The 11,744-nt window shown below is 63.6% G+C and carries 7 protein-coding genes and 1 pseudogene; 3 read left to right on the top strand and 5 right to left on the bottom strand.

All coding sequences use genetic code 11. The features are described 5' to 3' along the window. The 3 genes and pseudogenes from CO655_RS01450 (at position 1) to CO655_RS01440 (ending at position 4,860) form a co-directional block, all read left to right on the top strand. Positions 1-1,443, top strand: a complete 1,443-nt coding sequence (locus CO655_RS01450; protein ID WP_097663560.1) for a M81 family metallopeptidase — start codon at positions 1-3, stop codon at positions 1,441-1,443. A gap of 49 nt (positions 1,444-1,492) precedes the next feature. Further along, positions 1,493-3,278: pseudogene (locus CO655_RS01445) on the top strand (gamma-glutamyltransferase family protein). 250 nt (positions 3,279-3,528) lie between these two features. Further along, positions 3,529-4,860: a glucoamylase family protein gene (locus CO655_RS01440; protein ID WP_097663559.1), complete on the top strand. Its 1,332-nt coding sequence runs from the start codon at positions 3,529-3,531 to the stop codon at positions 4,858-4,860. A gap of 2 nt (positions 4,861-4,862) precedes the next feature. On the opposite strand, the gene CO655_RS01435 is transcribed toward CO655_RS01440, so the two are convergent. The 5 genes from CO655_RS01435 to CO655_RS01415 form a co-directional block, all read right to left on the bottom strand. Next, the gene (locus tag CO655_RS01435) at positions 4,863-5,900 is read right to left on the bottom strand and encodes an ABC transporter ATP-binding protein (RefSeq protein WP_097663558.1); all 1,038 of its coding nucleotides are present in this window, start codon (positions 5,898-5,900) and stop codon (positions 4,863-4,865) included. After that, positions 5,897-7,564, bottom strand: a complete 1,668-nt coding sequence (locus CO655_RS01430) for an iron ABC transporter permease (protein WP_097663557.1) — start codon at positions 7,562-7,564, stop codon at positions 5,897-5,899. Before CO655_RS01430 ends, CO655_RS01435 begins: the two co-directional genes overlap by 4 nt. A 63-nt stretch (positions 7,565-7,627) precedes the next feature. After that, positions 7,628-8,650, bottom strand: coding sequence for an iron ABC transporter substrate-binding protein (locus tag CO655_RS01425; RefSeq protein WP_097605992.1), 1,023 nt, complete (start codon positions 8,648-8,650; stop codon positions 7,628-7,630). Between the two features lie 192 nt (positions 8,651-8,842). Then, the gene (locus CO655_RS01420; protein WP_097663556.1) at positions 8,843-10,381 is read right to left on the bottom strand and encodes an aldehyde dehydrogenase family protein; all 1,539 of its coding nucleotides are present in this window, start codon (positions 10,379-10,381) and stop codon (positions 8,843-8,845) included. A 44-nt stretch (positions 10,382-10,425) separates the two neighbouring features. Next, on the bottom strand, positions 10,426-11,709 hold the full coding sequence (locus CO655_RS01415; RefSeq protein WP_097663555.1) for an FAD-binding oxidoreductase: 1,284 nt from the start codon (positions 11,707-11,709) through the stop codon (positions 10,426-10,428). Positions 11,710-11,744: the final 35 nt, after the last annotated feature.

Genomic DNA, 11,744 nt, shown 5'->3' with positions numbered 1-11,744 from the left:
ATGCGCATCGCCGTCGGTGGCATTCACATCGAATGCAGCACATACAATCCCGTCCTGAATGAGGAAAAGGACTTTCGGGTGTTGCGCGGAGAGGGGCTGCTGGAATCGTCCTATTTTGCCTTTCTGAAGGATTATGATGGCGAATTTCTGCCGACGATCCATGTCCGGGCCATTGCCGGCGGGCCGGTTTCGCGCGCCACCTATGAAGGCTTCAAGAGCGAATTTCTCGAGCGGCTGAAGCCGCTTCTGCCGCTCGACGGTCTGTATCTTGCCATGCACGGCGCCATGTATGTGGACGGCATGGAGGATGCCGAAGGCGATTGGATCTGTGCCGCCCGCGCGCTGGTTGGCGAGCAATGTACCGTTTCGGCGAGCTACGACCTGCACGGCAATGTCACTCAGCGCATCATCGATGCGCTCGACATCTACTCGACCTATCGCACGGCGCCGCATATCGATGTCGAGGAGACGATGCGCCGCTCGGTCGCCATGCTGGTGAAGAGCCTGAAAATAGGGGTCAGACCGCTTGTTCTCTGGGCGCCGATCCCGGTCGTGCTGCCCGGCGAACGCACGAGCACCGTCGATGAGCCGGCTAAGAGCCTCTATGCCATGCTGCCCGAAATCGATGCGATTGACGGTGTCTGGGATGCGTCGCTGATGGTCGGCTACGTCTGGGCCGACGAGCCGCGCGCCACGGCTGCCGCGATCATGACCGGCACCGATCGGGCCGTGCTCGAGCGTGAGGCCAAACGCCTCGCCCAGGCCTATTGGGATGCCCGTGAAAATTTTGTCTTCGGCTGCGAGACCGGATCGGTCGAGGAATGCGTCGCGAGAGCCATCGCCAGCCCCACGGCTCCTGTCGTGCTCGCCGAATCCGGCGATAACCCGACCGGCGGCGGCGTCGGGGACCGAGCCGATGTCCTGGCCGAGCTGATCTCCAGAAACGCCAGCGGTGTCGTCTTCGCCGGCATCACCGACAAGGCGGCGACCGAAGCCTGTTACGCCGCAGGCGTGGGTACCGAGCTGGAACTCAGTGTCGGCGCCTCGCTCGATACCAAGGGCAGCAGGCCGGTCGTGGGCCGCTTCATCGTCCGGTTCCTGCACGAAACCTCGGATCCGGCCGATCGTCAGGCGGTGGTTTCGACCGGCGGCATCGATCTCGTGCTGTCGGCCAAACGCCGGCCCTACCACAATATTGTCGATTTCGCCCGGCTGGGTCTCGATCCGCATGCCGCCAAAATCATCGTCGTCAAATCGGGTTATCTCTCGCCGGAACTGGCCCCGATCGCCAATCCGAACCTGATGGCGCTGTCGGAGGGCGTGGTCGATCAGTTCGTCGAACGCCTGCCGCGACTGCGCAAACAACATCCGACCTATCCTTTCGACAAGGATTTTGCCTTCGAGCCGCAGGTCTTCCACTCCGCGCGCTCACCGCAGGCTTAAGATTTCACCGACGCCGGCGAGAGATGCTTTCCCAAAAAGGATGTTCGGCATGACCGGATTTACCACCCGACCTGAAATTCTCGGCACGTTCGGCGTCGTCACGTCGACCCACTGGATCGGCTCCGCGGTCGGTATGAGCATTCTCGAAAAGGGTGGCAATGCCTTTGATGCCGCAGTCGCGACCGGCTTCGTGCTGCAGATCGTCGAGCCGCATCTCTGTGGCCCCGGCGGCGATCTGCCGGCGGTGATTTATTCCAGGAAGAAAGACAAGGTCGAGGTCATCTCAGCCCAGGGGCCTGCACCCGCGAGCGCGACGATCGAGCACTATAGACGCGAAGGCCTGACGCTGATCCCCGGCGATGGCCTGCTTGCAACGGTCATTCCCGGCGCCTTCGACGGCTGGATGCTGATGCTGCACGACTACGGGCACGATGAGCGTGCGCGAGGTGCTGGAACCGGCGATCTTTTACGCCGAGCACGGCCATCCCTTGCTGCCGCGCGTCTCGGCGACCATCAAGGGACTTGCGGCTTTCTTTGAAAAGGAGTGGCCGACGTCCCGCGAGACCTGGCTGCCGGGCGGATGTGTCCCCGAACCGCATGCGAATTTCCGCAATCCGGCGCTTGCCGAAACCTGGAAGCGCGTCATTGCCGAAGCCGAGGCAAAAAGCAGTCGGGAAGCACAGGTGCAGGCGGCCCGCGACGCTTTCTATCGCGGCTTCATCGCCGAAAAGATCGACGCCTATCTGAAGACCGCCGAAGTGATGGACGCAAGCGGCAGCCGCCACAGGGGCGTTTTGACCGCCAACGACATGGCGGGCTGGTCGGCGACGATCGAGGAACCGCTGACCTATGACTATCACGGCTGGACCGTCGCCAAGACCGGTCCCTGGGGCCAGGGTCCCGTCTTCCTGCAGGCGTTGTCGATCCTGAAAGATTTCGACCTCGCCGCGATGAACCCGGATGGGGCCGAGTTCGTTCACACCGTCGTCGAGGCGATGAAGCTCGCCTTCGCCGACCGCGAGGTCTATTACGGCGATCCCGGTTTTTCCGAGATCCCCGTCGCGCATCTGCTGTCGGAGATCTATGCTGCCGAACGCCGCAAGCTGATCGGCGCGGACGCCTCCTTCGATCTTCGCCCCGGCATCGTTCCGGGCTTCGAGGCACAGCGTGATCTGACGATGAATATGCTCGGCGCCGATTCCAAGACCGGCGCCGTCTACGAGCCCACCATGGCGCATCTGTCCGAAAAGCGCGGCGACACCGTGCATATCGACGTGATCGATCGTCACGGCAACATGGTCTCCGTTACCCCGTCCGGCGGCTGGCTGCAGTCTTCGCCGACCGTGCCCGGCCTCGGCTTCTGCCTCAATTCCCGTGCGCAGATGTTCTGGCTGAAGCCGGGCCTGCCGACCTCGCTTGCGCCGGGGAAACGGCCGCGCACGACGCTGACGCCGTCACTCGGCCTCTATGAAGGCCGCCCGACCCTTGCCTTCGGCACGCCGGGCGGCGATCAGCAGGAGCAATGGCAGCTTTCTTTCTTCCTGCGCCATGTCCATCACAAGCTGAACCTGCAGGCGGCGATCGATCGGCCGCTCTTTCATACCGCCCATTTTCCGAGTTCCTTCTATCCGCGCACCCACGAGCCCGGCAGCCTAATGGCGGAAGAGAGCTTTGGCTCGGATGTGCTCGGCGCGCTCGCCCGGAAGGGTCACAAGCTGACGATTACCGACGCCTGGGCGATCGGCCGGCTGACTGCCGCACGGCGCGATGCCGACGGGCTGATGCGCGCCGCAGCCACCCCGCGCCTGATGCAGGCCTATGCGATCGGCCGATAGGCGACCGCTTCGCAGGGCGCCGTGAGGCAACAAGTATTGCGGGAGATAAGCTGTGCCGCCGCGGCGCGGCGCCCTCTTTTTGCTGCACCGCTTATATGACTTATGCTAGATATTATTTCACCGATAATTGTTAACGACCGATACCCGTCGTTTGTGTTCTCTTATCCTTGCGAATCAAAAAGGTTTGATTTGCCGGGGGACGGCCCTCATGTTCAACCATGGGGGCGATGCAACAGTTGGGTAGGAGCCTATGCTGCAACGGATTGAAGACATTGATGCCGCCCTGGTCGACAGGTTGCAGTATTCGGCATTCAAGTACTTCCTGAAATATTCCAATCCCAAGAATGGCCTGGTGGCGGATACCTCGATCGGCGGCGTGCCGGCGAGCATCGCGGCCGTCGGCTTTGCGCTTTCCTCCTATACCGTTGGCGTCGAACGTTGCTGGATCACCCGCAAGGAGGCGGCCGAACGCACCGTCAATACGCTGCGTTTCTTTGCCGAGGCGCGCCAGGGCGAGGAACGTCATGCGACCGGCCACCGCGGCTTCTTCTACCATTTCCTGCACATGGACACCGGCAACCGCGCCTGGAACAGCGAACTTTCGACCATCGACACCGCGCTGCTGGTTGCCGGTATCCTGACATCAGCGCAATATTTCGATCGCCAGGACGAGACCGAGACCGAAATCCGTGAGCTCGCGACCTTCATCTACGAACGCGTCGACTGGCGCTGGGCGCTGAACAAGGGCGACACCATTTCCATGGGTTGGAAGCCCTCGTCGGGCTTTCTGCGCTGGCGTTATCACGGCTTCGACGAGGCGATCATCCTCTATGCCCTGGCGCTGGCATCACCGACGCATCCCATCCCGCAATCGTGCTACGACGCCTTCACGTCCAGCTATTCCTGGATGATGCACGGCGAACAGCCCTATCTCTATGCCGGCCCGCTGTTCATCCATTTGTTCTCCCATGCCTGGATTGATTTCCGCGGCATTCGGGACAGGCCGATGGCGGAGCGGAACTGGGATTATTTCCGCAACACGCAGGTGGTCATCAACGTCCAGCGTGACTATGCCGAGCGTAATCCCGGCCAGTTCGTCGGCTACAACAGGAATATCTGGGGTTTTTCCGCTTGCGACGGCCCGCCGCCGACCCGGCGCATGCGCGGCGGCCGCCAGCCGAAAGTTCTGGGTTATGCCGCGCGCGGCGCGCCGCTCGGCCCGGATGACGGGACGATCGCGCCCTGGGCGGCCCTCGCCTGCCTGCCCTACGACCGGCAGGCGGCTCTCGACGGCACCAAGGCACTTTTGACCAGCTATCCGAACCTGCTCTTGGAGGGCGGCTTTCCCGGCGGCTTCAACCCGACGGTCAAGACGAAGCGGCCGGAAGGCTGGGTCGACGATCGCACCGTCGGCATCGACCAGGGTCTTGTCGTCATGACCGTCGAAAACGAGCGCTCCGACTTCATCTGGAGACTGATGCGGCAGTCGCCGGTCATCCGTCTCGGCCTCGAGCGCGCCGGTTTTGCCGGCGGCTGGCTCGAAGGCATCGAACCGGAAGAGCTGGTACGCAAGGTCGGCTGATTTTACCGTTCGAAGACATGCGCCTTGCCTGATATATCGAGGCGAACGAGATCGCCGCGCGAGGGAAGGGCGACGCTCGAGGTCTTGATCCGGATCGGCGGCAGGGCAACGCCATCGAGCGAAACGGCAACGGTGCAGACCGCGCCGCCGAACTCCACCTCGACGACACGTCCGCCATGATCGCGATCGCTTTCATCGGCAATGACACGGATCTGTTCGGGCCGCAGCATGATCTCCGCCTTGCCCTGCCGGCTGCCGTCGACGGCGACGCGGCCGAGGGCGCAATCGGCCTGGCCGTTTCGGATGATGGCGGGCAACAACACCGCATCGCCGAGGAACAGCGCCGTCTCGCGATCCCTGGGATGCAGATACAATGATTGCGGCGATCCGGCCTGGATCAGCCGCCCTTCCCTTAAGACCGCCACCTGATCGGCAAAGCTCAGCGCCTCTTCCTGATCGTGCGTCACCAGAACGGCGGTAATGCCGGCTGCCTGCAGCACGCGCGCCACCACCTTGCGCATGTTTTCACGCAAGCCGGTATCGAGCGCCGAGAACGGCTCGTCGAGCAGCATCAGCCGCGGCTTGCGGCCGAGCGCGCGGGCAAGTGCGACGCGCTGCTGCTGGCCGCCGGAAAGCTGGTGCGGGCGCCGCGCCAGCATGCCGCGATCGAGCTCGACCATATCGAGCAGGTCGACGATGCGCTTCTCGCGATCCACAGCCCCTTTCTCGAAACCGAAGCCGATATTCTCGGCGACGCTCAGATGCGGAAACAGCGCTCCATCCTGCGAGACGATGCCGATGCCGCGTTTATGGGCCGGCACCGCGGCCGGACCGTCCGCCAGCACGTCGCCATCCAGGGTCACCCTGCCGGCATCGGCCTGCTCGAAGCCGGCAATGATGCGCAGCAGCGTCGTTTTGCCCGAACCGGACGGCCCGACGACTGCGGTGCGGCTGCCCGCCTGCACTGCGAGGCAAATATCCTTCAGCGCCTGGACCGGGCCGTAACGCTTGCTGATGTTCTCGATCGTAAGCAGCGTCATTGGCCGGCGGTCCGTTTCGATTGCGTATAGAGCGTCAGGGTGAGCGGCAGCGACAGCACGATCATCATGAAGGCGTAGGGGGCGGCGGAGACATAATCGATTTCGCTGGTCAGCGACCAGAATTTCGTCGCCAGCGTATCGACGCCATTGGGCGAAAGCATCAGCGTCGCCGTGAGTTCATTGGTGATGCCGAGTGCGGCGAGCGCCACGCTGGCGGCGGCTCCGGGCGCTGCAAGCCGCATGGTGATCTGCCGCACCGCCTGGCCGGGGGTGCGGCCGAGACCCATCGCGGCGCGCTCCAGCTCCACCGGCGCCTGGGCGATGCTGGTGCGCAGCCCGACCATGGCGCGCGGCAGAAAAAGCATCACATAGGCGACGAGCAGGGTTGCGAAGGTCTGATAGAGCGGCAGCATCAGGCGCACGGTGATCGTCACCAGCGCCAGCGCCACGACGACACCCGGCAGCGAGCCGACATAATAGTGGCAGGCTTCGAGCAGGCGCTGCAAGCGGCCGGGTGCACGCACGGACAGCCACGCCATCGGGGCTGCGGCTATCGTCGCCAGCACGCCGCCGGCAAGGGCGAGCACGATCGTCTGCAGGAAGGCGCTGGCGACCTCGATACGCCAGATCTCGCTGCCGCCGAGATAGAGCCAGCGGCCCAGCGTCACCAGCGGTACGCCGAGCGTCAGCACCGCCAGGACGACGGGCAGCGCGATGGCCGGCACTACGAACCAGCCGAGACGCCGGCGATCGGCCGGACGCGGCGAGCCGGCGCCGACGCGGGCATAACGTTCGTTGCCGCGCAGCAGCACTTCGAGGCCCAGCAGGAAAAGACAGCAGGCGACGAGCACGCCGCCGAGCATGTTGGAGGCCGGGCTGTTGTAGGAAGACTGGAACTGGTCGACGATCGCCGTCGCGAAAGTGTCGAACCGGATCATGACGAACAGACCGTATTCCGAAAGCAGATGCAGCGCGATCAGCAGCGAGCCGCCGTAGATGGCGAATCTCAGTTGCGGCAGCACGGCGCGGAAGAAGACACGCCAGGGATTGAGGCCGAGCGACGCGGCGGCATCCTCGATGGCGGGATCGAGGCGGCGCAAGGCTGCGGCGACCGGCAGATAGAGGAAGGGGTAATAGGCGATTACCGAAACGAAGACGCCGCTCTGCAGGCCGCGCATGCCGGGAATGAGGCTGACCCAGGCATAGCTGTGCACGAAGGCCGGCACGGCGAGCGGCGCGATCGCCAGCCAGGCCCACAGCCTGGCGAAAGGAACATCCGTCCGCTCGGTCAGCCAGGCCAGCGTCACGGCCAGCGCGACCGACAGCGGAATGGTGATCGATTCGAGGAGAACCGTATTGATGAGGAGGTCGCCGACGCGCGACCGGAAGACGAGCGCCTTCACGGTTTCCCAGCCGACATCATAGGTGATCCAGCCGATGAAGCCGAGCGGCACGAGACTGAACAGTGCGACCGCGGTGGCGAGGAGCATGACGGATGCGTGCGGTATGCGCCCGCGCGGCAAAACCATTCGCACGGTCCCCGGCGCGGCCGGCGCCTCGCTACCGGATGCGAGCAATCTGTTGTCCTGCAGCAAGGCCGATGCCTTTACACGCTGAAAAAGGAAGGCAACCGCCTTTGAAGGACGGTTGCCGGATTTCGTCATGCCCTAAGGTTTTCTTGAGCCAAAAGCAATAGTTTTGGCCGCTGCAAGCCTGCGGCAGAAGTGTCAGATCAGGCCGGCGGCGGTCATCAGCTCCACGACCTTCTTGCTGTCCAGCGTCGAAGCCTCGACTTTCGGCGCGTTGAGATCGGCGAGCGGGACCAGCTTGCCGTTGGAGGCTGCATCTTTGCCGATGGCATATTCGTAGGACGTGCCGTCCTTCAGAACCGCCTGGCCGGCCTTGCCGGTGATGAACTTCAGGAAAGCCTGGGCTTCCTTCATGTGCTGGGTGGATTTCAGGATACCGCCGCCCGAAACGCTGACGAAAGCGCCCGGATCCTGGTTCTTGAAGTAGTGCATGCCGACATTCTTGCTGTTCTCGCCGGTTTTGGCCTGATCGCCGAACCAGTAATAGTGATAGATGACCGCGCCTTCGACTTCGCCTGCATTGACCGCCTTCATGGCGACGCTGTTGCCCTTGTAGGGGGTGGCATTGTCCTTGAGGCCCTTCAGCCATGCCTTGGTGGCGTCTTCGCCCTTGAGCTGCAGCAGCGCCGCGACAATCGCCTGGAAGTCGGCGCCGGCCGGCGCCGCACCCCAACGGCCCTTCCAGGCCGGATCGGCGAGGTCGAGCATCGACTTCGGCAGCTTGTCCTCGGTGAGCTTCGTCTTGTCATAGGCAAAGACGGTGGTGCGGGCGGCAATGCCGGTCCACATGCCGTCGGCCGGGCGGTACTGATCGGGAACCTGATCCAGCGTGTCCTTTTCGACCGGCGCGAAGAGGCCTGCGCCATCGACCAGCGTCATCGCCGGCGAATTCTCGGTCAGGAAGATATCGGCCGGCGAGGCGTCGCCTTCCTGAATGATCTGGTTGGCGAACTGCATGTCGCTGCCCTGGCGCATGGTGACCTTGATGCCCGTCTCCTTGGTGAAGGCATCGATCCATTCGCGGCCCAGGCTTTCATGCTGAGCATTGTAGACGACGAGGCCCTCATCCTGCGCATTGGCGCTGCCGGCGAGCGCCGTGGCGGAGAGAAGCGAAGCGGCAAACCCCAGCACCTGGGAAAAACGATTAAGAGCAGTAGTCATGATGGCCTCCATGGCAATGTCACCCCGAGGGGTAAGAGGCGTATATTTTTCTTGACTAGCTATTTCAAGTTTGGTCGCCGCGAAAAACGCATCACAATATCTTGACGAAATATTTCATATCACGAGGGGATAAGCCCCAATTCAGTCAAGAAAGGCGACGCTGTGCGAGCGCCGCCTCTCTCGCTATTGCACTTATTCGACGTCGAACTTGACGCCTTGCGCGAGCGGCAGCGTGCTGCCGTAATTGATCGTGTTGGTGGCGCGGCGCATATAGGCCTTCCAGGCATCGGAGCCGGATTCGCGTCCGCCGCCGGTCTCCTTCTCGCCACCGAAGGCGCCGCCGATCTCGGCGCCCGAAGGGCCGAGATTGACGTTGGCGATACCGCAATCGGAACCGCGCGCCGAGACGAAGGTTTCCGCCTCGCGCATGTCGTTGGTGAAGATCGACGAGGACAGCCCCTGCGGCACGGCATTGTGCAGGGCCAGCACCGCGTCGAAATCGCTGTATTTCATCACGTAAAGAATGGGCGCGAAGGTCTCGTGCTCGACCGGTCCGGTCTGATCGGGCATTTCGACGAGCGCGGGGCGAACATAGAAGGCATCGGCCGAACCGTTGTCGACGCGTTGGCCGCCGGTCACTTTGCCGCCGGCCGAAGCCGCTTCGCCGAGTGCCGCCTGCATCTTTTCAAAGGCCTGGCCGTCGATCAGCGGTCCGACCAGCGTGCCGGTTTCGAGTGGATTGCCGATGGTGACGGAGCCGTAGGCCTTCTGCAGGCGCGGCACCAGCTGGTCGTAGACGCTTTCATGGACGAAGAGACGACGCAGCGTCGTGCAGCGCTGACCGGCCGTGCCCATGGCGGAGAAGGCGACGCCGCGCAGCGTCAGGTCGAGATCGGCGCTCGGGCAGACGATCGCCGCATTGTTGCCGCCGAGTTCGAGGATCGCGCGGGCAAAACGCTGCGACAGGCGTGGGCCGACGGCGCGGCCCATGGCGGTCGAGCCGGTGGCGGATACGAGCGGGATTTTCGGATGATCGACCAGCACCTCACCGACCTCACGGCCGCCGATGATCAAGGTCGACAGATTGGCCGGCGCCGTGCCGCCCTCGGCGACGAAGCGCTTCAGTGCTTTCTCGAACAGCGCCTGCACGGCAAGCGCGGTCAACGGCGTCTTTTCCGAAGGTTTCCAGACGGTGGAATTGCCGCAGACCATCGCAAGTGCCGCATTCCACGACCAGACGGCGACGGGAAAGTTGAAGGCGGAGATGATGCCGACCACGCCGAGCGGGTGCCAGCTTTCCATCATCCGGTGCTCGGAGCGCTCGGTGGCGATCGTCAGACCGTAAAGCTGGCGGGACAGGCCGACGGCGAAATCGCAGATATCGATCATCTCCTGCACTTCGCCCAGACCTTCGGAGGTGATCTTGCCGACCTCGATCGAGACGAGACGGCCAAGCGCCGTCTTGGCGGCGCGCAGCTCCTCACCGAGCAGGCGGACCAGCTCGCCGCGCTTCGGTGCCGGAACGGAACGCCATTCGAGGAAAGCCTTGTGCGCCTCTTCGATCGCCGCCTTCGTCTCGGAAACGGTGTGCTCTCTGAGTTTGCCGATTTCCTTGCCCGTCACCGGCGAGGTGACGGAAAGGGTGCCGCCGTGATAGCGGCCGGCGTCGACGCCGAGTTCGGCGAGCAGCTTGGCGGTTTCGGTGGCGAGATCGAGGACGGCGATGTTCATTGTCGTGGTTCCAATCTTGTTATTCCAGAAGCGCGTTTCGCTTCTCAGAAGCGGGCATCGGCGAAGTGGGCGACCTGAGCGCCGGCTTCGTACCATAGTTCCTTAAGCGCCCGGAAGCTCGGTTCGGTGGGCGAGGTCAGCGGCAGCGGCAGATCGGCTTCCGAAAGCCGGCCGAGAATATGCTCGGCCAGTGTCCGGCCGAAAACCGTGCCGGGGGCAATGCCGCGGCCATTATAACCGGAAAAGCCGATGACGCCGGGGGCGAATTTATGAAAGCGCGGCAGCGCATTGTCGGTCATGCCGATCTGGCCGTACCATTCGCATTCGAATTCGACATCGCCGATCACGGGGAAGAGCCGCTTCAGGGCGCGCTTGGCCCAGCCTTTGTGCACGGCAAGCCCAGTATTGCGCAGCGCCCCGACACTGCCGAAGACGAGACGCCCGGCCTGGTCCATGCGGAAGGAGGACAGAATGTCCTTGGTATCCCACGCGCCTTCGCGCCCCGGCAGGATCGATTGGCGCAGATTGTGGCCGAGCGGCACGGTGGCGAAGTTGAAATAGGGCAGATAGACCTGCTCGTTGCGCACCTGCTCGAAGGGGCCGGTGCTATAGGCATCGGTCGCGACGATGATCCAGTCCGCGCTGACCTCACCGCCTTTCGTCTTCACGGTCCAGCGGCTGCCGTTGCGCTCCGTTGCAATGACGGGGCTCGACGTATGGATGACGACGCCCGCCTTGACGGCGGCGTGGGCAAGGCCGCGTGCATAGGCCAGCGGCTGCAGCGTTCCGGCGCGCATGTCGAGCAGCGAACCGGTATAAGCGTCGCTGCCGATGCGTCTGGCTGTCTCCGCCGCGTCGAGCAGCGTCACGGGTGCGCCGCGCGCCGACCATTGCGCCGCGCGTTCCTCGATCTCCTTCAGCCCCTCCGCCCCGACCGCGCAGTGCAGCGTGCCGTTGCGTTCGAGTTCGCAGGCAATCCCGTGCCTGTCGATCAGTTCCATGACCAGCTTCGGCGCATTGCCGAGCAGCTCGAGCAGGCGTTCGCCATGCAGCGGACCGAGCACGCCGGGCAGATCGTCGGGCATCACCCACATGCCGGCATTGATCAGGCCGACATTGCGCCCCGCGCCGCCGAAACCGATCTCCTTTGCCTCCAGCAACACCACCTTCGAGCCGGCTTCGGCAAGATGCAGAGCGGAGGAGAGGCCGGTGTAGCCGCCGCCGACGATGACGACGTCGGCCGATACCGCGCCTGCGAGAGGCGAGGTGACAGGCGGTTCGGCTGCGGTCTTTTCCCAGAGGCCGTGGGAGCGCGGATCATTCAGCATGGTTCAGTCCGATCGGAACGAAATCGCGGTAGTTT

The sequence above is a fragment of the Rhizobium sp. M1 genome (genome assembly GCF_002531805.1).
Taxonomy (GTDB): Bacteria; Pseudomonadota; Alphaproteobacteria; order Rhizobiales; family Rhizobiaceae; genus Rhizobium; species Rhizobium etli_C.
Note: the sequence above shows the minus strand (reverse complement) of the source record. Positions and strands in the feature narration are given on the sequence as shown.

Excerpts from the sequence above, each read along its gene's own strand:
- CO655_RS01435 (WP_097663558.1), bottom strand. The coding sequence starts at position 5,900 with ATGACGCTGCTTACGATCGAGAACATCAGCAAGCGTTACGGCCCGGTC.
- CO655_RS01420 (WP_097663556.1), bottom strand. The coding sequence starts at position 10,381 with ATGAACATCGCCGTCCTCGATCTCGCCACCGAAACCGCCAAGCTGCTC.
- CO655_RS01430 (WP_097663557.1), bottom strand. The coding sequence starts at position 7,564 with ATGACGAAATCCGGCAACCGTCCTTCAAAGGCGGTTGCCTTCCTTTTT.
- CO655_RS01425 (WP_097605992.1), bottom strand. The coding sequence starts at position 8,650 with ATGACTACTGCTCTTAATCGTTTTTCCCAGGTGCTGGGGTTTGCCGCT.
- CO655_RS01440 (WP_097663559.1), top strand. The coding sequence starts at position 3,529 with ATGCTGCAACGGATTGAAGACATTGATGCCGCCCTGGTCGACAGGTTG.
- CO655_RS01450 (WP_097663560.1), top strand. The coding sequence starts at position 1 with ATGCGCATCGCCGTCGGTGGCATTCACATCGAATGCAGCACATACAAT.
- CO655_RS01415 (WP_097663555.1), bottom strand. The coding sequence starts at position 11,709 with ATGCTGAATGATCCGCGCTCCCACGGCCTCTGGGAAAAGACCGCAGCC.